Here is a 23,469-nt window from a genome sequence, read left to right as displayed (position 1 = left end):
CAGGACTATTCGCCGGGGTAGACGTCGAGCCGCCCGCACATGCCGAACTTCCCGCGCTTCACGGGCTGCTCGGACCTGACGACGGCCGCGGCGAGATGCGACACGTCACCCCGCTCCAGCCTGTCGAGCTGGGCCCCGGTCGCCACCGCCGCCGCCTCGGCGCCCCGCCGCCAGCGCTCCCGCCACTCGGCGAGCCGGGGCCGTACGAGCGCCCCCGCCGCGCGATGGAACTCGGCCAGCGCCTCCGGGCCCGCGGCGCGCAGCGCGCGGTAACCCTCCAGGGCGAGATCGCGTCTGGCGCGGGCGGCCCGCTCCTGCTCGGCGACGGGCGCGTCCGCGGGGATCGCGGTGGCGGCGGCGTACGCGTCCGGGTCGGCCAGGTACTCCGGCGGCAGGGTGAGCACCGCGTCCCCCGCCTCCGGCAGCCCGCTGTTCTGCATCAGCACGGTGATCCGCAGGTCGCCGTCGTCGACCAGTCGGTGGATCGTGCCCGGCGTGAACCAGGCGACCGTGCCGGGCGCGAGCGGCGTGACCTCGTACCCGGACGTCGTGAGTGTCTGCACCGCGCCCCGGCCGCCGACGACGACGTACGCCTCCGAACAGGTCAGGTGCAGATGCGGGGTTCCGCCGCACGCCCCGTCCGCGGCGGGCCAGTCGTACACGGACAGGTGCGAGACGGCGACGCCGCCCGGCAGGCCGGTGAACGGGCCCGTCAGCCCTTCGGTGGTCACCCCGGGTGCGCCTCCAGGTACGCGGCGATCTCGTCGCGCTCCCAGGCGCCGTCGGCGACTACGACCCGGTAGCGGCGGGTCAGGGTGGCGCCCGACGCGAGTTCCAGTTCGTCGTGGAAGGCCCAGGACGGGGCGACGGCGGCGAACGGCTCGTTACGGACGAACCAGTGGGCGGGATGGCCGCCGCCGGCACCGGTGTGGTCGTTCTCCGGGGCGTGCGCGAACACCAGGGTGGCGTGGCCGTCGACGCCGTCGTGCTCTCCCGAGTACGCCAGCCAGGGCGCCTGCGCGCCCATCAGGCCGGGACCCTCGCCGTCCGGCCCGAGGACGCGTCCGCCGCGGAAGGCGCGCGGCCCCCGCCAGAACAGGCCCGTGTAGCCGGCCATCTCCCGGCCCGCGGTGGTCGGACTGCCGAACAGCAGGGGCTGCTCGCGCCGGTTGGTGACGGCACTGGTCCAGGTCAGCGCCCAGGAACCGGCCGCCCGGTCCACGTCGTGCACCTCGATGCGACGCCGTTCGTCGGCCCACAGCTCACCACCGTACGGATGCCAGGTGAGCCGCTCCGCGAGTACGGCGCGGGTGCCGTCCGAGCAGAGCTCGTCGAAGCCGGCGTGCGCCATGGACCCCACGAGCCCCGGCAGGACGACGTACCCCTCCCCGTGCACATAGGTGTGCCCGCCCCACAGGTTCTGCCCGGACAGATGCGAGGCCGTCAACTGCAGGCCCTTGTGCCAGCGGTGGTCGTGGGGCCGGTAGTCCGTGACGACGGCGTCTCCCAGGGTCCGCACGGGGTGCAGATAGGGCTTCGGGGCCTCCCAGGCGGCCTCCGGCCGGTAGACGTACGTGAACAGCTGGACCCCGGAAGCGGGTTCGCGGAACGTGACCCTCTCGCCGTGCGCGTGGACGATGCTCGAACCGCTCATACGGGCACCTCCGAAGGCGCGTCGGACTCCCCGGCGACGGGCGCCCAGGCGGGAGCGCCTCCGTGCAGGGCCGTGTAGAACGGGTCCCCGGGCCCGATCTCGCCCCGGCGGACGGTGGTGCCGGTGAACGCGGACTTGTACAGCGCGGTGATCAGTTCCAGGCTCTTGCGCCCGTCCGGCCCGCTGCCGCGCGGCCGTTCCCCCGCGCGCATGCCGGCCACCAGCTCACGCAGCTGCGCCAGATGCGAGCTGGGCACGTCGGCCCCGAAGTCCCGCCATTCATCGGCCTGGCCGGCCGGTACGTGCGGCGCCGGCGTGAAACGCCAGTCGGCGTTGGCGTACCCGTACAGGTGGGTGAGTTCGACGGTGGCGTGCTCGCAGTCGACGCGGATGCGGCTGACCTCGTCGGGGCTCAGCACGCTGTTCACCACGGTGGCCAGGGCACCGTGCTCGAAGCGGACCAGGGCGGTGGAGACGTCCTCGGTCTCCACGTCGTGCACCAGCCGCCCGGCCATGGCCCGCACCTCGCGCCACGGGCCGAGCAGATCGAGCAGCAGGTCCATCTGGTGGATGCCGTGCCCCATGGCGGGCCCGCCGCCCTCGGTCTCCCAGCGGCCGCGCCAGGACACGGCGTAGTAGGCGGCGTCGCGGTACCAGGTGGTCTGGCAGTGCGCGACCAGCGGACGTCCCAGGGCCTGCGCGGCAAGCAGCCGGCGCACATGGGCGGCGCCCGAGCCGAACCGGTGCTGGAAGACGATCGACGCGTAGGGCCCACCCGCCGGTCCCTCCGCCGCCTCGACGGCGTCGAAGTCGGCGAGCGAGGGCACCGGCGGCTTCTCGCACCACACCCAGGCACCGGCGCGCAGCGCGGCGACCGCCTGCTCACGGTGCAGCCGGGGCGGCGTGCAGATCGTCACCAGGTCGGGCCGCTGTTCCCGCAGCATCCGCGCCGTGTCGGTGTAGGCGTGCGCGATCCCGCCCCGCGCGCAGAACGCCTCCACGGCGGCACGGTCGACGTCGACGGCCGCGACGACCTCCGTCTCGCCCTCCTCGGCGAGCCGGGTGAGGGCGGGCAGATGGCAGTCGCGGGCCACGGCACCGGTACCGATGACGGCGGCTCTGACGGGGCGGCCGGAACGAACGGGGCGGCCGGGAAGAGGGGCGGCGTCCTTCGCCGACGCCGGAGTCGCAGATGTGGGCATGAACCTGATCAGCACTCCTCGGAGGGTCCCTGGGTGTGCAGCAAGCGCTTTCTCCGCTCTGCAACGTAGGCCCGGCCCGCCGACCGGTCAACACCCCCTACAGGCCACCGCGGAACCCAGGGAAACCCCTGTGTCGGCCGTGTCGGCGGGGGACGCTACGCTGCCCCTCAACACACCCGATCACCGCGCGCGGGGGCTAGGTGTGTCCTCCGTCCGTTTCGCGATCGGCACTTGGACTCCTTAACTCCATGTCTTGGTTCGAATCACTCATCCTCGGACTCGTCCAGGGGCTGACCGAATTCCTGCCCGTGTCCTCCAGCGCCCACCTGCGCCTGACCGCGGCCTTCTCCGGCTGGGAGGACCCCGGTGCCGCCTTCACGGCGATCACCCAGATCGGCACGGAGGCAGCCGTGCTGATCTACTTCCGCAAGGACATCGGACGCATCCTGTCCGCATGGACCCGGTCGCTCTACGACAAGTCGTGGCGGGGCGACCACGACGCGCGGATGGGCTGGCTGGTGATCGTCGGCTCGATCCCGATCGGCGTGCTCGGCCTGACGCTCAAGGACCAGATCGTCGGCCCGTTCCGCGATCTGCGCATCACGGCCACCATGCTGATCGTCGTCGGCATCATCATGGGCGTGGCCGACCGGATAGCCGCGCGCGACGAGACCGGCGGACGCCACCGGGCGGCGAGGGAGCGCAAGTCCCTCAAGGAACTGGGCGTGCGGGACGGCCTGATCTTCGGCCTCTGCCAGGCCATGGCACTCGTCCCGGGCGTCTCCCGCTCCGGCGCGACCATCACCGGCGGCCTCTTCATGGGCTTCAGCCGCGAGGCCGCGGCCCGCTACTCCTTCCTCCTCGCCATCCCGGCCGTGCTCGCTTCGGGAGGGTACGAGCTCAAGGACGCCATGGAGGGCGGCCATGTGACCTGGGGGCCGACGATCTTCGCCACGGTGATCGCCTTCTTCACGGGCTACGCGGTGATCGCCTGGTTCATGAAGTTCATCTCGACCAAGAGCTTCATGCCGTTCGTCTGGTACCGGATCGCGCTCGGCATCGTGATCATCGCCCTGGTGACGTTCGGCGTACTGAGTCCGCACGCGGCGGAATCAGCAGGCGGCTGAGCGAACGAGAAAGGCCCCCGGGGAGATCCCCGGGGGCCTTTCTCGTTCGCACCCCTTCGAGCCATTCAGCCTCCTTCGCGCCGCTTCGATCGCATTCAGACCCATTCTGAACTCTTGATATCCCTTCGCGCCCATTCATCGCTTCTCGGACCGCTCCCGGAGCCCGCGGCCGGATCCCGTCGCTCGTGACCGACCCCATACGGGATGAGTAGCCGCCCGGTAGCGCAGTGTCAGTGCCTACCCCTAGGCTTGCCCACATGTCCCCCGATTCCGTGACCCCTGGTTCAGCGCGCTCCGCTGCCGAGGTGAACGAGCAGATCCGCGCCCTGTGGATGCGCGCGGGCGGCTCGCTGTCGGCGCAGGAGCGGGCGGAGTACGAGCTGCTGGTCGTCGAGTGGGCCGCGGCGATTCGCGGCACGATCATCGAGGCGGCGTGAGGACAGGTCCGCGGCGGCGTGAGCGGGAACGCGTGGACCGGCCGCACGGACTCGCCGCCCGCCGGCCGAAGCAGGTCCACGCACACGGCGTCCACCACATCGCCTGCGACACCGGCTTCTCGACGCGACGGAACACGCCCGGCGGATCAAGGACCTCCGCCCCTCCCGCCCCACGCCCACGGCCTTCCAGCACCTGAACGAACCCGGTACGCGGTGCCGGATACGGCTTTGAACCCCTCCGCCCGATGCCCGGCCACGTCACCCCCGCGCTCCAAGAGCCTCCAAGAGGTCGACGTACGCCTCGCGCGTCCCGGCGCCGCGCGACCCCACCCGGCGCCCACAGCGACTTGACGGGCGTTCAGCCCTGGGCCGGCGCCACGCGGGCCCTCCGGGAGCTCACGCGCCGGCGCCCCGATCTGCAGCGGTTACTGCCGCGCCGAGGGAGACAACGGTTCCGCACACGCGAGTTCACCGGCGCACACCATGCCACGCGTCTTCGCGAGGAGCGCTGTGACGTCCTCGATCCCGACGGCTCGACACCACAATTCTGGTATATCCCGACCCGTGCGGGCCTGCATAGCATCGTGTCCTGCCGCATTGCCAACACCTTCAACATCGCGAGGACTTGTGACCGAGCCGACGAACCCTCCGACGCGCGCACGCGTGGTGGGCCACAAGGACGCCCCACCGCAGCCCCACATCGGCGGTATCCGCAACCGATTCCTCATCGACGGCAGCGACACGGGTGGCCGTTTCTCCGTGGTGCAGCACCTGTTCGAGCCGCGGGCTCTGGGCGGCCCCATGCACATGCACACGAACGAGGACGAGTACACCTTTGTACTGAGCGGCGAGATAGGCGCCGTCTCCAACGGCCACGAAATCTACGCGGGTCCGGGGGAATGGCTTTTCAAGCCGCGCGGGGAGTGGCATTCGTTCTGGAACAACAGCGACGAACCGGCGGCCGTCCTCGAGGTCATCTCGCCTGCGGGTTTCGAGGACTTCTTCAAGGAGTGCGCCAAGCTGGTCGGCCCCCCGACCGAGGAGCTGCTGTCCGAAATGGCCGCTCCTTACGGGATCGACTTCGACTGGCCGGCGACTCCCCCGCTCGTCAAGCGTCACAGACTGCTCTTCTGAGACACGGGCACGGGCCGCGCCGATCCTCCACGGAGACGTCGCCGAGCCGGGAGACGGCCGGGGCGGAGGCGACCGGGCGAACACGGCCGGCCCTGCCCGGAACACGCGACATGACCTGGTCAGGCCATCAACTCCCCTGACTGACCGAGGTTAAGATCGCGGACATGAACGAGTCGGCGACGCGTCGCGTGGTGGAGAGGATCAGCGAAGCGGCGGCACACAGCCAGGACACGGAGACTCTCTGGCAATCCGCTGCGGACGCCCTCAGCGCGGCGATACCCGATCTGTGGGACACCTGCTGGCACACGGTGGACCCCGAATCCCTGCTGATCACCAGCCACTTCCGTCAGGGGCGGGCCGAAGTCCCGGAATCGTTCCTGGCCGAGCTCGTGGCACACGAAAGCTCCAGCGACGACATCAACGGGATCGTCCAACTCAGCCGTTCCGAGACCGGAATTGCCACGCTTCACGAAGCAACAGGCGGCAATCCTGGGATCTGTCCGCGCTGGCGGCGGCTCACCACGGTCGGAGGCGACCAGGAGCTACGGATGATCCTCCGTACCCGCTCCGGGGAGACATGGGGGGCTCTCTCACTCTACAGAGAGGTCGGCCGGCCTCTGTTCGGGCCGGAGGTCCACGCCCTGCTCCGCGCCGTCGCACCCTCTTTGACGCAGGGGGTGAAACGAACGCTCCTGCAGAGCCGCGCGGCGCATCCCGAAACCGACGACGGCCCCGGGCTCATCATCCTCGATCGAGAGATGCGAGTTCAGTCCACCTCGCCGGGCACGGAGCGCTGGTTGGGACGGCTGCCGGACGGGGACTGGGCCGCCGGCCGACTGCCCTCGGCGGTGTTGTCCGTCGCGGCCTCCGTGCTGCGTACGACCGACGCGGGAGGCAGTGTCGCCGAACCGCCTCAGGCGCGCGTCGCTTCCCGCGGCGGCGGATGGCTCTTCCTGCACGGGGCGCGCCTGGCCCTCGCCGGCCGACAGCAGGCCGCTGTCATCGTCGAATCCGCTCAGGCCGCCAGACTGCACACGCTGTTGATGTCGGCCTACGGATTCACCGAGCGCGAACGCGACGTCACCCGCCTGATTCTCCAGGGGCAGTCGACCCGTCAGATCGCCGGTTCGCTCTCCGTAACGGTCAACACGGTGCAGCAGCACCTCAAGGGCATCTTCGACAAGACCGGCGTCCGCAGTCGCCGCGACCTCACCGGGAAGGTCTTCTCCGGCCGGTGAGGACGCGCTGCCAGGCCGCCGGGAGAACCGCCCGCGCGGGCCGGTGGGCAGCCGCACACGTGCCGACCGGTCACAAGCACCGAACATCACGGCACGCCCTCTTGGCGCGGCCCGCCTCGTACCCAACACTGAGGCGATGACGCAGCGCGTGGAGCTCGCGACCGTGATGGACAGGCTGGCCGTCGACGGTCTGGTCACCGACTACGCCGTGGCGGTGGACGACGGCGACTGGGAGGCGTACCGGAAGCTGTTCACCCCCGACGGGCGGGCGGACTACCGCTCGGCAGGCGGCATCGAGGGTGACGCCGGGCAGATCGCCACGTGGCTGGCCGAGAGCTTGCGGGTGTTCGGCATGCGCCAGCATCTCGTCGTCAACCGCAGGATCCGCTTCGGCGTCCTGGAGCGGGACACCGGGGACACCGCCCGGGTCCAGGCCGACTACGTCAATCCGATGCGTTTCGCCGGTGACGACTCCGCGGCCCCGCACTTCGTGTGCGGCGGCCGGTACGCCTTCGAGGTCCGCCGTACGGACGACGGCTGGCGGCTGCGGGAGGTCGTCGTGAGGGAGAAGTGGCGGCGTGTCCACCAGGGGTCCGGGGTACCTGTGATCGACTGAGCGGGTCCCCCCTGGAGCGGGATCGCCGACAGCGCGCACACTGGATCCACGGAGGGAGGGAGGCGCCGCATGAAGACGCTGGGCCGCCGACTCGACTCCCCGTGGTGGCGCTCCGCGACCGCCGCGGTGGCGGGCGCACTGCCCATGCTCGCCTTCCCGGCCCCGTCCCTGTGGTGGTTCGCCTGTGTCGCCCTGGTGCCGTGGATCCTGCTCGTGCGCACCGCTCCCACCGGACGGCGGGCGCTCTACGACGGCTGGTGCGGCGGTTTCGGCTTCGTGCTGGCCGTGCACCATTGGCTGCTGCCCAACCTGCACGTCTTCACGTTCGTCATCGCGGCCCTGCTGGGCGCGCTGTGGGCCCCGTGGGGCTGGCTCGTCCGCCGCTTCCTCGGCGGGGAGCCCTCAGCGCGCCGGATCTCGGCCGCGCTGCTGGTGCTGCCGTCGGGCTGGCTGGCGGTGGAGCTGGTGCGCTCCTGGGAGGGGCTCGGCGGCCCCTGGGGCATGCTGGGCGCCAGTCAGTGGCAGGTGGGACCGGCGCTGCGGCTGGCCTCGGTGGGCGGGGTCTGGCTGCTGAGCCTGCTGCTGGTGGCCGTCAACGTCGCGGTCGCCGTGCTCGTCGCGGTGCGCACGTCGCGGACACCGGCCGTGGCCGCGCTGCTCGTCACCGCCGCCGCCGCGTCGGCTGCCTGGGCGTGGGCGCCGCGCCCGCACGTCGACCGCGAGGCGCGGGTGGCCGTCGTGCAGCCCGGTGTCGTCCCCGGCCCCGGCCCGCGCTTCGACCGCGAGGAGGAACTCACCCGGCGGCTGACCGGCCAGGACCCCGACCTGATCGTCTGGGGTGAGAGCAGCGTCGGCTACGACCTCGGCGACCGGCCGGACCTGGCGCGGCGGATCGCGGCGCTGTCCCGCGAGACGGGCGCCCCGATCCTGGTCAACGTGGACGCCCGCCGCTCGGACCGGCCCGGCATCTACAAGAGCTCGGTCCTGATCGGCCCGGACGGCCCGACCGGCGACCGCTACGACAAGATGCGGCTGGTCCCCTTCGGCGAGTACGTCCCGCTGCGCTCGCTGTTCGGCTGGGCGACCTCGGTGGGCGAGGCCGCGGCCGAGGACCGCAGGCGCGGCACCGCGCAGGTCGTGATGGACGCCGGGGGCGGGCTGCGGGTCGGCCCGATGGTCTGCTTCGAGTCGGCCTTCCCCGACATCAGCCGCAGCCTCGCCCGCGACGGCGCCGACCTGCTGGTCGCCCAGTCGGCGACCTCGACCTTCCAGCAGAGCTGGGCGCCGGCCCAGCACGCCTCGCTGGCCGCGCTGCGCGCCGCCGAGAGCGGCCGTCCCATGGTGCACGCCACCCTGACCGGCGTCTCCGCCGTGTACGGGCCCGAGGGCCGGCGGATCGGTCCGCCGCTCGGGACGGAGGCGAGCACCACCCAGGTGTACGAGGTGCCGCTGGCCGACGGGGTCACTCCCTACGCCCGCCTCGGCGCCTGGCCCGCGCACCTGGCCGTCCTGGTGCTGCTCGCCCTGCTGCTGGTCGAGGGCGGGCGCTCGGTCACGCGGCCGCGCCGGAGCGCTCCAGTACCGCCTGGACCACCCGCTCGCACAGTTCGTGAGTCGCCAGCGCGTCGCGGGCGCTGAGCGGCTTGCCCGCGCGCACGGCGTCGAGGAAGCCCAGCACCGCCTGCTCTATGCCGCGCTGCCGCGCAACGGGCACCCAGTCGCCGCGCCGGCGCAGGCTCGGCTGGCCCTTGTGGTCGACCACCTCGGCGAGGTTGATCACCTGGCGTTTGGTGTCCTGACCGGAGACCTCCAGGATCTCCTCGGCGGACCCGCTGAGCCGGTTCATGACGCCGAGCGCGGTGAAGCCGTCCCCGGCGAGCTGGAGCACGACGTGGTGCAGCAGCCCGTTCTCGCTGCGGGAGCGCACGGTGATGTCGTCGATCTCGCCCGGCACCAGGAACCGCAGCGTGTCCACGACGTGGATGAAGTCGTCCAGGATCATCGTGCGCGGCTCCTCGGGCAGCCCGACCCTGTTCTTCTGCAGGAGGATCAGCTCGCGCGGGTGGTCGGCGCACTGCGTGTACGCGGGCGCGTGCCGCCGGTTGAAGCCGACGGCGAGCGGCGTGCCCAGCTCCTCGGCGAGCGCCACCAGCCGCTCGGAGTCGGCGAGTTCGTACGCCAGCGGCTTGTCGACGTACGTCGGGACGCCCGCCTCGAGCAGCCTCGTGACGATCTCGGGGTGCACGGCTGTGGGCGCGTGCACGAAGGCGGCGTCCAGGTCCTGGGCGAGGAGGTCGTCCAGGGTGCCGTGGCGCTGCGCGGGCGGCAGGTGAAGGCTGTCGGCGACGCGGGTCAGCGTGGCGGGCGTCCGGGTCTGCAGATGCAGCTCGACCCCGGGCTGGACCCCGAGCACCGGCAGATACGCCTTCTGCGCGATGTCACCGAGTCCGATGCAGCCGACCTTCACGGGGGCTCCTCACTGCTTGCCTGCGGGGGTCTGCCCGGAAGCATACGGCGGCGCCGACGGCCCCCGGCCGGGGATACCGTCACGGCTTCGCGGGGCGGGCGACGGCGCGGCGACCAGGGCGTCCCGGACGGCCGCCGCGGCCCTGCCGCCCGTCGGGTTCGGCCGCGCGGACTCCACGGCCTGGCAGGCGACGCACATGGCCCGGGGCGCCCGGGCCGCGGTGTGGGCTGCGAGGCCGGTGGCGACGGCCTCCCCCACTGCTCCCGGGCCGCCGGGCGGCTCCGGCGGTACACGGGCGGCGGCTCGGCGATGTGACGGACGTCATGACGGAGCACGTCCTCGAGGCGAGCCGACGCGAGGACGGTGGGACATCCGGGGAGCCCGCCGGGGGCGGGTGGGCCGGTTCCCGGGGGCGGGCGCTCAAATGCCTTGGTGATTGTTCGGGGATGAGCGAGGATGCGCCCATGACGACAGAGCGACGCGAACCCGCCCAGGACGCCGACGAACGGACCATGCTGGAGGGCTGGTTGGAGTATCACCGGCAGACCCTGGCGTGGAAGTGCGAGGGGCTGAGCGACGCGCAGCTGCGGATCGCGGCCGTGGAGCCCTCCGAGCTGTCCCTGATGGGGCTGGTGCGGCACATGGCGGAGGTGGAACGGGGCTGGTTCCGCACGGTGCTGGTCGGCGACGACCAGGGGCCCCTCTACTACACCGAGGAGGACCGCGACGGTGAGTTCCACCTCACCGAGGACGACACCTGGGCCGAGGCGTACGCCACCTGGCAGGCGGAGATCGCGGCCGCCCGGGCGCACGCGGCCGGCTACGGACTGGACGACCTGTCCAAGGGCCGCAGCCGCCACTCCGGCGAGCCGTTCAACCTGCGCTGGATCTACACGCACATGATCGAGGAGTACGCCCGCCACAACGGCCACGCGGATCTCCTCCGCGAGCGTGTGGACGGCGCGACGGGCGACTAGCGCCGCATCAGAAGGGGTTCGCCCGTGACGAGCGGCGTCGTGGGGGTCCCTCCCGCTCGAGCGAAGCCGGTAGTGGGGGAGCGGTCCCACGGCGTGCCGGCCGGAAGCCCTCGTACGGGACGTACGCGGGCTTCCGGCCGGTGCGGCGAGAGGGCGTGCCGGACCTCGCGACAGGGCGAACCTCGGCTGACGCCGCACTGGCCCGGCCCGGTACCCCGCCGAACCCCTGCCGTTCCGCGGCGGCCCGGCACCCGGCCCGGCCCCGCGGACGCGCCCCGAACGTCAGCGTGGCGATGCGCGCACCCTCCCTGCGGGGGCGTACTTCACCCGTCCGGAGCAAACTGCGCTTGTCCATCGGGCCCTGCGCGGCCCGAGCCACCAGAGTTGCGCGGGTGCATCGAACGACGACCACCGCGACGCTGCTGGTCACCGTGGCCCTCTCCGCGGTCTCCGGCTGCGTGACCGTCCAGCGGGGCCCCGCAGCCCTGCCCCCGGCGCCGGCCCCGCCGTCGGCACCGGGTCCGGAGGGCCGCACCGAGCCGCAGATCGTGCAGGCCCCGGCCCGCGAGGCGCTGGAGCTGATCGGCCCCTCCCGCAGGCCCGGCGCCGCCCCACCCGAGTCACGCCGTCCCCCCACGCGGGACCCGGCGCAGCCCCGGCGAGCCCCGTCCCCGCGCGCGGAGTCCGGGCCGCACACCGAACCGCCCCGCCCGGAACCACGCCGCCCACGGCGGTCGGCACCGGCCACGGTCCCGGACGTCTCCCCCACGCTGGGCTCCCAGGCCGATGTGTGCGACCTGGGCAGGAAGTACGGCGGCTGGCGCGCGGACAGCCCGGAGGCGGTGATCTGCGAGCAGACCTACGGCCGGTGAGACGCCCGCCTCGGTGCCGGTACGGCTCATGGCCGCTGCCGAGGCGGCCCCCACGCGCCGCCGCCCGGTGAACCCCCGTCCCCGAGCCGGAGCTCCATCCGACCGATGGCCGCCCGCACCCCGTCCCCGTACGGGTTGTCGGCCAGCGCGTGCGCCGCTCCGCGAGCCCGGCGCAGATGGGTACGGGCGGCGTCGGAGCGCCCGAGCCTGACGTAGTCGGCGGCGAGGTTCAGATGCAGGGAGGGGTACAGGGCGCGCACCGCGAGGGCGCCCTCGTGGGCCGCGGGGCGTTCGTCGCCCAGCTCGTCGGCGGCGCCCAACGCCCGCAGGTCCCAGACCAGTTCGTCGCAGGGGTCGTCCTGGGTGTCGGCCATGTAGTGGGCCAGCGTGCAGCGGTGCAGCGGGTCGCCGTCCTCGCCGATCTCCGCCCAGAGCTGGAGGAAGCGGTGCCGGGCCTCCTCACGGTCCCCCGCGTGGTGCAGCATGACGACCTGCCCGATCCGCGTCATCACGGCATCCGGCGCCGCCTGCTCCTGTTGCTCCGACACCGTTGCCTCCGCGCGCTCACCGACGTCCCGTCGATGCCGACGCTAACGGCCGTCACCGGCGATCCCCGCAAGGCGGGGCCGACCCGTGGGGCCGGCCCGCCCTGCGGGGCCGAAGCCTCAGGCCTGGTCGGCCAGGTTCGGAATGCGCCAGTCCACCGGCTCGTGCCCCTGTCGCGCGATCGCCTCGTCGATCTGTGTGAACGGACGCGAGCCGAAGAACTTCTTCGCCGACAGCGGCGAGGGGTGCGCACCCTTCACCACCACGTGCCGGGTCTCGTCGATCAGCGGCAGCTTCTTCTGCGCGTAGTTGCCCCACAGCACGAAGACCGCCGGGTCGGGTCGCTCGGCCACCGCGCGGATCACCGCGTCGGTGAACTTCTCCCAGCCCTTGCCCTTGTGCGAGTTGGCCTCGCCGGAACGCACCGTCAGCACCGCGTTGAGCAGCAGCACGCCCTGCCGGGCCCAGGGCATCAGATAGCCGTTGTCCGGGATCGGCAGGCCCAGCTCCTGCTGCATCTCCTTGTAGATGTTGCGCAGCGAGGGCGGGGTGCGCACCCCGGGGCGGACCGAGAAGCACAGGCCATGGCCCTGGCCCTCGCCGTGGTAGGGGTCCTGACCGAGGATCAGGACCTTCACCCGCTCGTACGGCGTGGCGTCGAGCGCCGCGAAGACCTCTTCGCGCGGCGGGTAGACGGGTCCGGCAGCCCGCTCCTCCTCCACGAACTCCGTCAGCTCCTTGAAGTAGGGCTTGTGCAGTTCGTCGCCCAGGACCCCGCGCCAGGACTCGGGCAGCATGGCGGTGTCGGTCACGTCAACTTCCTCACGGTGTGCGGTCGGTTCCAGAGCACAGAACCTACCGGCGACCACTGACAACGGCCGCCGGGGGCCGCCTCACCAGCTGGTCTTCCGGGACAGCTCCCACACCGTCATGATCGTCGACGGGTCCAGGGCACGCTCGGCCCCGGAGATCTCCACGCTGGCGGCGACGTACTGCTTGCCCTGCCACAGCGGCAGCAGCCGCACGTCCTGGACGAGGATCTGCTGGGCCTCCTCGAAGTCGGACTCCACCCGGGCGCGGTCGCTCTCGCGGCGGGAGCGGGGCAGCAGCTCACCGGTGATCTTGGGTACCGGGTACGGCGTGCCGAGGGCGTTCTCCTCGCCGACGAAGGGCGCGATGTAGTTGTCGGCGTCCGGGAAGTCGGGGAACCAGCCGCGCCCGAACACCGGGTACTCGCCCTTCTGGTAGCCCTCGACATAGGTCTTCCAGGGCCGGCTCTTCAGGGTGATCCGGAACAGGCCGGAAGCCTCCAGCTGCCTCTTGAGCTCCTGGAACAGGACGGCGGTCTCGGAGCCGTAGCGGTCGGTGGTGAACCAGAAGGTGAGCGGGACCGGCACGTCGACGCCGTCCTCGCTGAGCATCGCGCGGGCCTTGTCCGCGTCGGGGTCGCCGAAGTTGTCGAAGAAGCCGGTGGTGTGGCCGGTGAGTCCCTTGGGGACCATCGAGTACAGCGGGTCGACGGTGTCCTTGTAGATCGTGTGGGCGATCCTCGGCCGGTCCACGACCTGGGCGACGGCCTTGCGCACGGAGGCCTTCCCGGCCCACGAGTCCTTCGGGTTGAACACGAGGTAGCTGATGTCGGCGCCGGCTCCCTCGACGAGTTGCAGGCTCTCGTCGGCGTCCTTGCCCTGCAGCGCGACGATGTCGTCGGCAGCCAGACCGCGGTACGTCAGGTCGATCTCCTGCTCGCGCAGTGCCTTCACCATGGCAGCGGACTCCTGGAAGTAGCGGATCGTGACCGCGTCGTTCCTGCGTTCGGCGAAGCCCTTGTACCTTTCGTTGCGCACGAGTTCGGCTCGCTGGCCCTCTTCGTAGGAGTCGAGGAGGTACGGCCCCGAGCCGGTCACCCCGCCGTCCTCACGGAGCTTGTCGGCCGGGTAGTCGTCGGGGTCCACGACGGACATGGCGGGCGTGGCCAGCACGAACGGGAAGGTCGCGTCCGCGGTCTTGAGGTGGAAGACGACTTCACGATCGCCGCGCGCCTGCACCCGGTCGAGGCTGCCCAGCAACCCGGCCGGACCGCCCGGCGCGTCGATGGCCAGAATCCGGTCGATGGAGTGCTTGACGGCCTGCGCGTCGAGCGCGTCGCCGTCGGAGAAGGTCAGTCCTTCGCGCAACTCGCAGCGGTAGACCCGGTTGGCCGCGTCGGTGAACCTGCACCTCTCGGCGGCGTCGGCCTGGGGCGTGGTGGCGCCGGTGGGGTAGCTCAGCAGGGTCTGGTAGACGTTGCGGAACAACTCCCAGGAGCCGTCCCAGGAGGCGGCCGGATCCAGCGTGCTGGGAGCGCTGGTGGTCCCCACGACGATCGGGCCCTCCTCGGCAGGGTCGCCGTCCGAGAACAGGCTGCACCCGGCCAACAGGGATATGGAAGCGATCGCCGCCACTTGCCGCAGGCCTCGGTTCCGGTTGAACACGCGCACGCTCCTCGATCTGCCATACCAAGGGTCGGCAGACCCTATCGCAGGCAAACTCGGCCTGAACGGCGCTTGCGCGAGCTCATTGATCAGCTTCCGCATGACGACGTTGTCATCGGCCCGAACGCCGCCGATTCGTCGACAGGGGCGCCGAATTCGTCAACAAATTCGCGTCGAGCGATCACAGTTGACGGAGCCGGCGCCCCTGTCCGAAGAGAACCGATCCGGTCAGCCGACCCCGGCGTTCAGGAAGATCCCGCCGTCGACGACGAGCGTCTGGCCGGTGATCCAGTCGGCCTGCGCCGAGGTAAGGAACGCGGCGGCGCCTCCGATGTCGGAGGGCACGCCGAGCCGGCCGAGCGGGTAGGCCGACGCGGCCTCCGCCTCCCGGCCCTCGTACAGTGCCTGCGCGAACCTGGTCTTCACCACCGCCGGGGCGATCGCGTTGACCCGCACCTTGGGCGCGTACTCGTGCGCCAGTTGCAAGGTGAGGTTGATCATCGCGGCCTTGCTGATGCCGTACGCGCCGATGAAGGGCGAGGGCGCGACACCGGCCACGGACGCGATGTTGACGATGGAGCCGCCGTTCTCCTTCTGCCACGCGTGCCAGGTCTTCTGGGCGAACCCGAGCGCGGAGACGACGTTGGTCTCGAACACCTTGCGCGCCACGTCGAGGTCGAGGTCGGCGATCGGCCCGAACACCGGGTTCGTACCGGCGTTGTTGACCAGGTGGTCGACGCGGCCGAAGGCCTCCATCGTGCGCTCGACGGCGACGGCCTGGTGGTCGAGGTCGTGGGCCTTGCCCGCGACGCCGATGACCCGGTCGGCGCCGAGCCGCTCGACGGCCTCCTTCAGGGCCTCCTCGTTGCGGCCGGTGATGCAGACGCGGTCACCGCGTGCCACCAGCGCCTCGGCGACGCCGTAGCCGATGCCGCGGCTGCCGCCCGTGACGAGGGCGGCCTTGCCGGAGAGTTCAGGCAGTTCGGTCATGTCCGTGCCCCCTAGTCGAGCGGTCCGCCGGCGACGTACAGCACCTGGCCGGAGACGAATCCGGCCGCCTCGCCCGTGAAGAAGGCGATGGCGTTGGCGATGTCGTCGGGCTCGCCGACACGCTGGACGGGGATCATGGTGGCGGCGGCGGCCTTGAAGTCCTCGAAGCCCATGCCGACCCGCTCGGCGGTCGCGGCGGTCATGTCGGTCGCGATGAACCCGGGGGCGACGGAGTTGGCGGTGACGCCGAACTTGCCGAGCTCCTTGGCGAGGGTCTTGGTGAAGCCCTGCAGACCGGCCTTGGCGGCGGAGTAGTTGACCTGGCCGCGGTTGCCGAGGGCGGACGAGGAGGACAGGTTGACGATACGGCCGAAGCCGGCGTCCACCATGTGCTTCTGGCAGGCCTTCGACATCAGGAAGGCACCGCGCAGATGCACGTTCATGACGGTGTCCCAGTCGGTGACGCTCATCTTGAACAGCAGGTTGTCGCGGAGCACGCCCGCGTTGTTGACGAGGATCACCGGCGCGCCGAGCTCCTCGGCGATCCGGGCGACGGCCGCCTCGACCTGCGCCTCGTCGGAGACGTCGCAGCCGACGGCGACGGCCCTGCCGCCGGCCGCGGTGATCTTCTCCACGGTGTCCTTGCAGGCGGCCTCGTCGAGGTCGAGCACGGCGACCGCGCGGCCCTCGGCCGCCAGGCGTACGGCGGTGGCGGCCCCGATGCCGCGCGCGGCGCCGGTGACGACCGCGACCCGCTGCTCAGTGGTGGACATTGCTGCTTCTCCTCGCCCTTGGGATGCGGCTCAGCGGCCCTCTGTTCGATGAGCGACCGCTTAGTACCTTCAGCAGACGTGACGCTAGAAGCCCTGGCACCCGGTGTCAACGGCCCATCGGGTGCATGTGGTCCCTCACCTCACCAGCAGATCGAGCAGCCGTTCGGTCTCGGCCGCCGGATCGACGGTCAGCCCCGTGTGCACCGGGCCGGGCTGGACGACCGTGGAGCGGGGCGCGATCAGCCAGCGGAAACGCCGGCCGGCGTCGTCGCCCGCCGCCTGCCCGGCGGCCTCGCCGCCCCCGCACACGCTCGCCACCGCGCGCAGCGCGGCGCGCACGCCGGCCAGGTCCGCGTCCGGGTCCAGGGCCAGCAGCCGCGCCTCGTCCAGATGGGTGCGGGCGCCGACGTACGCCTTGGCGCGGCAGTAGACGAGCACGCCCGCGTTGATGCACTCGCCGCGTTCCACGCGCGGGACGACCCGCAGCAGCGCGTACTCGAAGACGTCCCGGCCGCCGCCCTGGCCGGCCCTGGTGATGTGGCGCTCGCTCACTTGATCCCCTCGATGCGTTCGTGGATGACGGCGGCGCGTGCCAGCAGGGGCCGCGCGTAGGCCCCGCGCAGGTCGTCCGGGGTGTCGAAGCCGGGCTCGCCGGTCAGCCAGGCGTCCGGGATCTCGGCGGTGACCTCGGCCAGCAGGTCCTCCGTGACGAGGGGGGCGAGCGCCGCCGCGGCCGCCGCGACGTCCGGCGCGAAGGTCCGCAGGGCGTGGTCAAAGGCGTCGTAGGGGCGGGCGACGGAAGCCTCGGCGCCCGGCCAGTTGTGGTGCCAGATCATGGTGGCGCCGTGGTCGATGAGCCACAGGTCGCCCTGCCACATCAGCAGGTTGGGGTTGCGCCAGGAGCGGTCGACGTTGTTGACCAGCGCGTCGAACCAGACGATCCGCCCGGCCTCCTCCGGGCCCACGGCGAAGGAAAGGGGGTCGAAGCCGAGGGCGCCGGAGAGGAAGTCCATCCCCAGGTTCGGGCCGCCGCTCGACCGGAGCAGGTCCTGGACCTGCTGGTCCGGCTCGCCGAGCCCGAGGACCGGGTCCAGGCCGACGGTGACCAGCCGGGGGACGCGCAGGCCGAGCCGGCGGGCGAGCTCGCCGCAGACGACCTCCGCGACGAGTGTCTTGCGGCCCTGTCCGGCACCGGTGAACTTCATCACGTATGTCCCGAAGTCGTCGGCCTCGACGAGTCCCGGCAGCGAACCTCCCTCGCGCAGGGGGGTGATATAGCGGGTCGCGATGACTTCCTTGAGCATCGTCCCAGGTTACTGGGGCGTTCGGTACCGTTGGCCGCGGCCTGCCGGTACCGCTTCGCGGTCGTTCCCGCCAGATCTCGATCGAGTGAAGTTGGGTCCCGCCGCTGAACTTCGGCCCTCCGCCGGCCGTACTGCTGAACAGATCAAAGGGATCACCCAGCGTCCGTGGAAGGGAATGCCAGCATGCCGAGCCAATCGCTTCACACCGAGTCGGGTCCGGCCCGCCGCACCGTCATGGCGGCGGCCGGGGCCGCCGGACTCGCCGTCGCGCTGACCGCGTGCGGATCGGGCGGCGACTCGTCCGGCACGGACGTGGACTCCGATTCCGGGGCCGGCGCGGAGTCCGGCGCGGGCGGCGGCGCCGCCCTCGCCAAGACCTCCGACATCCCCGAGGGCGGCGGGAAGGTCCTGGGGGATCTGGTGGTCACGCAGCCGACGGCGGGCCAGTACAAGGCGTTCTCCTCCAAGTGCACGCATCAGGGCTGCGCGGTGAAGGACGTCAAGGACGGGGTCATCATCTGCCCCTGTCACAACAGCCACTTCTCGGCCACCGACGGCAGCGTGCAGCAGGGCCCGGCGACCCAGCCGCTGGAGCCCTCGGAGATCACCGTGTCGAACGGCGAGATCCGCCTCGCCTGAGGTCAGCGACGACGCGGCCGCTCCCAGCAGCCGAGCACCTCGTCCGTGGTCGCGACCGTGGCGACCAGGGCGAGGGTGTGGCGGATCATCGCGGGGGTGTACTCGGCGGGCACCCCCGCGACGGCGTCGGAGGGCACCACGACCGTGTAGCCGCGGTTGACGGCGTCGAACACCGCGTTGGGTACGGCCACGTTGGCGGAGACACCGGTGACGACCAGGGTGCGGCAGCCCAGGTTGCGCAGCAGCGCGTCCGCGTCGGTGCCCTGGATCGGCGACAGGCCGTGCAGCCGCCGCAGGACGAGGTCCTCCTCGGTGACCTCGATGGGGGCCGCGACCCGCACCGCCGTGGTGCCGGACAGCTGCCGGACGGGCAGCCGTCCGGCGGCGCGGAAGAGGCGGGCGTTGCGATTGGCGCCGCGGCCGTCGGGCCGGCGTTCGGCGATGGCGTGGATCACCTGGACGCCGCGGCCGTGGGCGGCGGCCACCAGCCGGGCCACGTTGCCGAGGGCGCCGCAGGAGCGGAACTCCTTCGCCAGCTCCGGCAGGGCGCTGTCCGGTCCGACCACGCCCTGCTGGCACTCGACGGTGAGGAGCACCGTGGTCGCGGGGTCGAGAAGTTCACCGAGCTGTTCGTACGACGGCATGGCGCCCCCTGGTGGTCGGCTGAGTGGGAGCCGGTGAGATCAGCCACCATTGCACAGGGACGGAAGACGGTCCATGCTTTTCTGACGTACCGTCAGATGTCTTTCTTCCGACGGGAAGCCGAGGGGAAACAGATGACAGCCACACAGCGCCGGGGCCGGAAGATCATGATGACGTCCGGTGAGCTGGACGCGTTCCTGACCGGCCAGCGCACCTGCCGGGTCGCCACGGTCTCGGCCGACGGAGCGCCGCACGTGAGCACGCTGTGGTTCGCCTGGGACGGCACGTCGATGTGGCTGTACTCCGTGGTGCGCAGCAAGCGGTGGACCGATCTGCGCCGCGATCCACGGGTGGCGGTCGTGGTCGACACCGGGGAGGAGTACGACGAGCTGCGCGGCGTCGAGCTCTCCGGGACCGTCGAGTTCGTGGGCGAGGCCCCGCGCACCGGAGAGCTGTGCGCCGAACTCGACCTTCCGGAGACGTTGTTCGCCCGCAAGAACTTCGGGCTGCAGGAGATGCCGCACGACGGACGGCACGCGTGGATGCGGCTCACACCGTCGAAGACCGTCTCCTGGGACTTCCGCAAGCTCGGTTCCCTGTAGCGCGGCTCAGCCGACGCTCTCGCCCGCCGCCCGCAGTGCCGCCACCGCCGCGCGGATCGAGGGGCGGCGGTCGGCGTCCGCCCGCCAGACGACGTACACATGCCGGCGCACCCGCTGCTTCAGCGGCACGGTGACGACTCCGGCGGGCAGCGGATGGCGGCCCAGCAGCGGGCAGACGCACACGCCGAGCCCGGCGGCGACGAGTGCGAGCTGGGTGTGCGTCTCGGCGGCGCGGTGTCCGAGGATCGGCTCGACGCCGCGCGAGCGCAGGGTGAACATCAGCCACTCGTGGCAGAACTCGCCCTGCCCCCAGGTGATCCACTCGTCCTCGGCGAACTCCCCGAGGTCCACCTCGGCCCGGTCGGCGAGCGGATGCCCGACGGGCATCGCCACATCGGCGGGATCGTCCAGGATCGACGCCTTGACCAGGCCGTCGGGCAGCGCCATCGGCTTGTTGTACCAGTCCAGGACCACCGCCAGGTCGAGGTCGCCGCGCACCACACCCTGGATGCCGCGCTCCGGCTCCAGCTCGCAGGTGCGCAGCCGCAGCGCGGGGTGGGCGGTGCGGAGCGTGGCGAGCGCGGTGGGGAACAGCCCGCGCGCGGCGGTCGGGAACGCCGCGAGGCGCAGCTCGCCGGCGACCTGCCCGCGCTGTGCCTCCAGGTCGGACTGGGCGAGGGCGACCTGCGACAGGATGCGTGACGCGTGCTGGGCCAGCAGCCGGCCGGCGTCGGTGAGCCGGACGCCCCGGCCGTGCTTGGCGAGCAGTTGCTGGCCGACCTCCCGCTCCAGCTTGGCCAGCTGCTGGGAGACGGCCGAGGTGGTGATGTGCAGCCCCTCGGCGGCGGCGCTCACGGAACCGTGGCGGGCGAGCGCGTCGAGGGTGCGGAGACGGTCCAGGCTCAACATGTAAGTGATTCTACGAGATACAGCGTGCGAAATCTCGCTTGTTCTACGAGGTCCGCTCCCGCATGGTTGCTTCCGTGACCACCGCCACGACCGACGCGACGCAGGGCGCCCCGCAGGGTGCCACGCCCACCCCCGTCCGGGCCCCCGCCCGCCGCACCCTCGACTGGAGAGTCCGCTTCGCGGCGCTGTCCCTGGTCTGGGGCTTCAGCTTTCTGCTCATCAAGGTGGGCACCGACGGCTACGCCCCCTTCCAGGTCACCCTCGGCCGGCTGCTGTTCGGCACGGCGGTGCTCGCGGCGGCGATGGCGGTGAAACGTCAGAAGCTCCCGCGCGGGGCGCGCACCTGGGCCCATCTGACCGTCGCCGCGTTGCTGCTCAACGCGCTGCCGTTCTCCCTGTTCGCCTACGCCGAGCTGACGATTCCGTCCACGCTCGCCGGCATCTGCAACGCCACCTCGCCGCTGTGGGGCATGGCCCTGTCCATGGTCGCCCTCTCCGAGGACCGGCCCACCCGGGTCCGGGTCGCCGGATTGGGCCTCGGCTTCCTCGGCGTGCTGACGGTGCTCGGCGCCTGGCAGGGCTTCACCGGCGTCGAACCCCGGGGCACGGCCTTGGCACTGCTGGCCTCGCTCAGCTATCCGGTCGGCTGGATCTACGTCCGGCGCACTCTGGCGGGATCAGGGGACTCGCATCTGTCGCTGACCGGAGCGCAGTTGCTGCTGGCAACACTGCAACTGGCGGTGGTGACGCCGCTGTTCACCAGCGCGCCGAGCCGTTTCCCGGTGGTGCCGCTGCTCGCCGTCGCGGCCCTGGGTGCCCTGGGCACGGGGTTCGCGGTGCTCATCCAGTACGGTCTGGTCGCCGAGGTCGGGCCGACCACCGCCCAGATGGTCACCTACTTCATCCCGGTCGTCGCCACGGCGGCGGGCGTCGCCATCCTGGGCGAGTCCCTGACGTGGTCGACGCCGGTGGGCGCGGTGATCGTGCTGGCGGGGGCGGCGTTGACGCAGGTGCGGCCCAAGGCGTGAGCGGGGCTCCTGCCTGACCGGGGTCCGTGCTCAGCCCTTCGGCGTGCCGATCCGCAGCCGGTTGCCGTCGGGGTCCCGCAGCTCGATCTCCCGGGCCCACGGCGCCTCCTCCACCGGCACGCCGAACTCGGCGGCGACCTCGTCCACGTGGGCGAGCCTCAGGTAGACGAGCGTGTCCGGCCGGGCGTCGCCGGTGTGCTCCGACAGGAACAGGCTCACCGGCCCCCGGGCGACCTCGACGAACGCCGGCAGCCCCGGCTCGAAGCGGTGCTCCCACCGCCGGGCGAACCCCAGGCGTTCGTACCAGCGCACCGCTGCGGCGGCGTCGGCCACCCGCAGCACCGGGATGACGTCCTCGTTCATGGCGTCATCGTTCCAGACCCGCCCCGTCGCATGTGGCCGCGCACCGGCGCCCGGGGCCGACGGCCCACCCGGTCGTGCGGCAGGCGGGGAGACGGCCTTCACGGCGCTCGCTCTCGAAATCCCTACACATGGCTGCGCGCAGGCGCCGGGCGGACGGCGGCCGCGATCGCGTCCGCCAGCGGCCCCGTCTCGGCCTCGGTCAGCGTGGCGACGGTGACCCGGACACCCGGCGGAGCGCTCATCCGGAACCGCGCCCCGGGGGCGACGGCCCACCCGGCGTGCAGCAGGCGGGACACGGCGGCGGTCTCGTCCGGCACCGGGATCCAGACATTCAGTCCGCTGCGCCCGCGGGCCGCCACTCCGCGGCGCGCGAGCGCGTCGATCAACGCGCCCCGGCGCCGTCCGTAGGCGGCCGAGACGGCCTCCGGGTCCACCGCGCCGTGGGCCCACAGATGGGCCACCGCGCGCTGGGTGATCCGGCTCACCCAGCCGGGCCCGAGCCGTTGCCGCCCCCGCACGCGGTCCAGCGTGACCTCGTCACCCGTGAACACGGCGAGCCGCAGGTCGGGACCGTACGCCTTGGCCGCCGAGCGGACGAAGGCCCAGTGCCGGGTGACGCCGGCCAGCGTGTGCAGGGGCAGGTCGACGATGCCGTGGCCGTGGTCGTCCTCGATCAGCAGCGTCGCCGGACGGTCGCGCAGCACCGCACGCAGCGCACGGGCGCGTGCGGCGCTCAGCACCGCGCCGGTGGGGTTCTGCGCGCGGTCCGTGACCACGAGGGCCCTGGCACCCGCCCCGAGGGCACGGTCCACCTCGTCGGGGAGCGGGCCGTCGTCGTCGAGGGCGACGGGAAGCGTGCGCAGCCCGAGGGCCGGCACCAGGTCGAGCAGTCCGCCCCACCCGGGGTCCTCCACCGCGACGGCGTCCCCGGGCTTGAGGTGCGCGGCCAGCACCCGCTCGATGGCGTCCAGCGACCCGGAGGCCACCGCGATCGGCCCGGCGGGCACTCCCCCGGCGTCCATCCCGGCCCGCGCGAGGCGCGCCAGTTCGGGCTCGACGGACGCCTCCCCGTACAACACCGGCGCCCGGCCCGCGGCCTCGGCGAACGCGGCCGCCGGCGACGGCAGCAACGCCGGGTCCGGGTTGCCGGCGGCCATGTCCCGCACCCCTGGCGGCACATCGGCCGCGATCTCCTCGCGGCCGGTGGTGGCCGGCCTGTGCCGCACCCGGCTGCCACGCCGCCCGTCGGTCTCGATCACCCCGCGCTCCCGCAGGGTCCGGTAGGCGGCGGCCACGGTGTTCGGGTTCACCCCGAGGCGGGACGCCAACTCCCGCATCGGCGGCAGCGGCTGCCCCGGCGCGAGGGCGCCCGCCGCCACCGCCCGCTCCACGCTCGCGGAAATCTCCGCAGCGCCCCGGCCTTCGATCCGATATTCTCCTAGCACAAAGCCCAGTATGCACTAGTGCAATGGAGT

The 23,469-nt window shown here is 72.2% G+C and carries 26 protein-coding genes; 11 read left to right on the top strand and 15 right to left on the bottom strand.

The genetic code is table 11. The annotated features are described in order from the left end of the window. Nucleotides 1-5: 5 nt before the first annotated feature. From ACWCPM_RS10195 to ACWCPM_RS10185, 3 genes are read right to left on the bottom strand one after another with little or no spacing between them, the layout of a single operon-like run. The gene (locus ACWCPM_RS10195; RefSeq protein ID WP_450975684.1) at nucleotides 6-731 is read right to left on the bottom strand and encodes a cupin domain-containing protein; all 726 of its coding nucleotides are present in this window, start codon (nucleotides 729-731) and stop codon (nucleotides 6-8) included. After that, nucleotides 728-1,654 (bottom strand): DUF6807 domain-containing protein, encoded by a 927-nt coding sequence (locus tag ACWCPM_RS10190; protein WP_450975683.1) that lies wholly within the window; start codon nucleotides 1,652-1,654, stop codon nucleotides 728-730. The genes ACWCPM_RS10195 and ACWCPM_RS10190 overlap by 4 nt, the downstream gene beginning before the upstream one ends. Beyond that, the gene (locus ACWCPM_RS10185) at nucleotides 1,651-2,856 is read right to left on the bottom strand and encodes a Gfo/Idh/MocA family protein (protein WP_450975682.1); all 1,206 of its coding nucleotides are present in this window, start codon (nucleotides 2,854-2,856) and stop codon (nucleotides 1,651-1,653) included. Before ACWCPM_RS10185 ends, ACWCPM_RS10190 begins: the two co-directional genes overlap by 4 nt. A 248-nt stretch (nucleotides 2,857-3,104) precedes the next feature. On the opposite strand from ACWCPM_RS10185, the gene ACWCPM_RS10180 reads away from it, so the two are divergent. The 6 genes from ACWCPM_RS10180 to lnt all read left to right on the top strand — a co-directional run bounded on the left by ACWCPM_RS10180 (nucleotide 3,105) and on the right by lnt (nucleotide 9,046). Next, complete coding sequence (locus ACWCPM_RS10180) at nucleotides 3,105-3,983, top strand: undecaprenyl-diphosphate phosphatase (RefSeq protein WP_450975681.1); 879 nt, start codon at nucleotides 3,105-3,107, stop codon at nucleotides 3,981-3,983. 257 nt (nucleotides 3,984-4,240) lie between these two features. Beyond that, nucleotides 4,241-4,420, top strand: coding sequence for a hypothetical protein (locus tag ACWCPM_RS10175; RefSeq protein WP_450975680.1), 180 nt, complete (start codon nucleotides 4,241-4,243; stop codon nucleotides 4,418-4,420). Between the two features lie 627 nt (nucleotides 4,421-5,047). Next, on the top strand, nucleotides 5,048-5,554 hold the full coding sequence (locus tag ACWCPM_RS10170) for a cupin domain-containing protein (protein WP_450975679.1): 507 nt from the start codon (nucleotides 5,048-5,050) through the stop codon (nucleotides 5,552-5,554). Between the two features lie 164 nt (nucleotides 5,555-5,718). Beyond that, complete coding sequence (locus tag ACWCPM_RS10165; protein WP_450975678.1) at nucleotides 5,719-6,792, top strand: helix-turn-helix transcriptional regulator; 1,074 nt, start codon at nucleotides 5,719-5,721, stop codon at nucleotides 6,790-6,792. Between the two features lie 136 nt (nucleotides 6,793-6,928). Then, the gene (locus ACWCPM_RS10160; RefSeq protein ID WP_450975677.1) at nucleotides 6,929-7,408 is read left to right on the top strand and encodes a nuclear transport factor 2 family protein; all 480 of its coding nucleotides are present in this window, start codon (nucleotides 6,929-6,931) and stop codon (nucleotides 7,406-7,408) included. Nucleotides 7,409-7,477: 69 nt separating this feature from the next. Beyond that, nucleotides 7,478-9,046: an apolipoprotein N-acyltransferase gene (lnt, locus tag ACWCPM_RS10155; protein WP_450975676.1), complete on the top strand. Its 1,569-nt coding sequence runs from the start codon at nucleotides 7,478-7,480 to the stop codon at nucleotides 9,044-9,046. Here lnt and ACWCPM_RS10150 read toward each other — a convergent pair. Further along, nucleotides 8,961-9,875, bottom strand: a complete 915-nt coding sequence (locus ACWCPM_RS10150) for a Gfo/Idh/MocA family protein (protein ID WP_450975675.1) — start codon at nucleotides 9,873-9,875, stop codon at nucleotides 8,961-8,963. The two genes, lnt and ACWCPM_RS10150, sit on opposite strands and share 86 nt — an antisense overlap. 464 nt (nucleotides 9,876-10,339) lie before the next feature. Between ACWCPM_RS10150 and ACWCPM_RS10145 the strand changes: the two genes are divergently transcribed. Together ACWCPM_RS10145 and ACWCPM_RS10140 are read left to right on the top strand one after the other, a co-directional pair. After that, nucleotides 10,340-10,852, top strand: a complete 513-nt coding sequence (locus ACWCPM_RS10145; RefSeq protein WP_450975674.1) for a DinB family protein — start codon at nucleotides 10,340-10,342, stop codon at nucleotides 10,850-10,852. Between the two features lie 392 nt (nucleotides 10,853-11,244). Further along, a complete protein-coding gene (locus ACWCPM_RS10140) occupies nucleotides 11,245-11,724 on the top strand; it encodes a hypothetical protein (RefSeq protein ID WP_450975673.1) in 480 nt (159 codons plus the stop codon). A gap of 26 nt (nucleotides 11,725-11,750) precedes the next feature. On the opposite strand, the gene ACWCPM_RS10135 is transcribed toward ACWCPM_RS10140, so the two are convergent. The 7 genes from ACWCPM_RS10135 to ACWCPM_RS10105 form a co-directional block, all read right to left on the bottom strand. Continuing rightward, nucleotides 11,751-12,272, bottom strand: coding sequence for a hypothetical protein (locus ACWCPM_RS10135; RefSeq protein ID WP_450975672.1), 522 nt, complete (start codon nucleotides 12,270-12,272; stop codon nucleotides 11,751-11,753). Between the two features lie 117 nt (nucleotides 12,273-12,389). Further along, nucleotides 12,390-13,082, bottom strand: coding sequence for a uracil-DNA glycosylase (gene ung, locus ACWCPM_RS10130; RefSeq protein ID WP_450975671.1), 693 nt, complete (start codon nucleotides 13,080-13,082; stop codon nucleotides 12,390-12,392). 81 nt (nucleotides 13,083-13,163) lie between these two features. After that, a complete protein-coding gene (locus ACWCPM_RS10125; RefSeq protein ID WP_450975670.1) occupies nucleotides 13,164-14,744 on the bottom strand; it encodes an ABC transporter substrate-binding protein in 1,581 nt (526 codons plus the stop codon). A 228-nt stretch (nucleotides 14,745-14,972) separates the two neighbouring features. Then, nucleotides 14,973-15,734 carry an SDR family oxidoreductase gene (locus ACWCPM_RS10120; protein WP_450975669.1) on the bottom strand — a complete coding sequence of 254 codons (762 nt, stop codon included), beginning with the start codon at nucleotides 15,732-15,734 and terminating at the stop codon, nucleotides 14,973-14,975. Between the two features lie 11 nt (nucleotides 15,735-15,745). Next, nucleotides 15,746-16,507, bottom strand: coding sequence for a 3-oxoacyl-ACP reductase FabG (gene fabG / locus ACWCPM_RS10115; protein WP_450975668.1), 762 nt, complete (start codon nucleotides 16,505-16,507; stop codon nucleotides 15,746-15,748). 135 nt (nucleotides 16,508-16,642) lie between these two features. Further along, nucleotides 16,643-17,059, bottom strand: a complete 417-nt coding sequence (locus tag ACWCPM_RS10110) for a DUF3037 domain-containing protein (RefSeq protein ID WP_450975667.1) — start codon at nucleotides 17,057-17,059, stop codon at nucleotides 16,643-16,645. Then, complete coding sequence (locus ACWCPM_RS10105) at nucleotides 17,056-17,811, bottom strand: HipA family kinase (protein WP_450975666.1); 756 nt, start codon at nucleotides 17,809-17,811, stop codon at nucleotides 17,056-17,058. Before ACWCPM_RS10105 ends, ACWCPM_RS10110 begins: the two co-directional genes overlap by 4 nt. A 183-nt stretch (nucleotides 17,812-17,994) precedes the next feature. On the opposite strand from ACWCPM_RS10105, the gene ACWCPM_RS10100 reads away from it, so the two are divergent. Further along, entirely contained in the window at nucleotides 17,995-18,450 is a 456-nt protein-coding gene (locus tag ACWCPM_RS10100; RefSeq protein ID WP_450975665.1) for a Rieske (2Fe-2S) protein, read from the top strand. 2 nt (nucleotides 18,451-18,452) lie between these two features. On the opposite strand, the gene ACWCPM_RS10095 is transcribed toward ACWCPM_RS10100, so the two are convergent. Beyond that, on the bottom strand, nucleotides 18,453-19,094 hold the full coding sequence (locus tag ACWCPM_RS10095; protein WP_450975664.1) for a cysteine hydrolase: 642 nt from the start codon (nucleotides 19,092-19,094) through the stop codon (nucleotides 18,453-18,455). Nucleotides 19,095-19,226: 132 nt separating this feature from the next. Between ACWCPM_RS10095 and ACWCPM_RS10090 the strand changes: the two genes are divergently transcribed. Continuing rightward, nucleotides 19,227-19,694 carry a pyridoxamine 5'-phosphate oxidase family protein gene (locus ACWCPM_RS10090; RefSeq protein WP_450975663.1) on the top strand — a complete coding sequence of 156 codons (468 nt, stop codon included), beginning with the start codon at nucleotides 19,227-19,229 and terminating at the stop codon, nucleotides 19,692-19,694. A gap of 6 nt (nucleotides 19,695-19,700) precedes the next feature. Here ACWCPM_RS10090 and ACWCPM_RS10085 read toward each other — a convergent pair whose 3' ends face one another. Continuing rightward, complete coding sequence (locus tag ACWCPM_RS10085; RefSeq protein ID WP_450975662.1) at nucleotides 19,701-20,603, bottom strand: LysR family transcriptional regulator; 903 nt, start codon at nucleotides 20,601-20,603, stop codon at nucleotides 19,701-19,703. 62 nt (nucleotides 20,604-20,665) lie between these two features. Between ACWCPM_RS10085 and ACWCPM_RS10080 the strand changes: the two genes are divergently transcribed. Beyond that, a complete protein-coding gene (locus tag ACWCPM_RS10080; protein ID WP_450975661.1) occupies nucleotides 20,666-21,631 on the top strand; it encodes a DMT family transporter in 966 nt (321 codons plus the stop codon). Nucleotides 21,632-21,661: 30 nt separating this feature from the next. On the opposite strand, the gene ACWCPM_RS10075 is transcribed toward ACWCPM_RS10080, so the two are convergent. Both ACWCPM_RS10075 and ACWCPM_RS10070 read right to left on the bottom strand, forming a co-directional pair. Next, a complete protein-coding gene (locus ACWCPM_RS10075; protein ID WP_450975660.1) occupies nucleotides 21,662-21,994 on the bottom strand; it encodes a glyoxalase superfamily protein in 333 nt (110 codons plus the stop codon). 122 nt (nucleotides 21,995-22,116) lie between these two features. Beyond that, the gene (locus ACWCPM_RS10070) at nucleotides 22,117-23,439 is read right to left on the bottom strand and encodes an aminotransferase class I/II-fold pyridoxal phosphate-dependent enzyme (RefSeq protein ID WP_450975659.1); all 1,323 of its coding nucleotides are present in this window, start codon (nucleotides 23,437-23,439) and stop codon (nucleotides 22,117-22,119) included. Between the last annotated feature and the right edge of the window lie 30 nt (nucleotides 23,440-23,469).

The organism is Streptomyces sp. NPDC002309, assembly GCF_053593375.1.
Note: the sequence above shows the minus strand (reverse complement) of the source record. Positions and strands in the feature narration are given on the sequence as shown.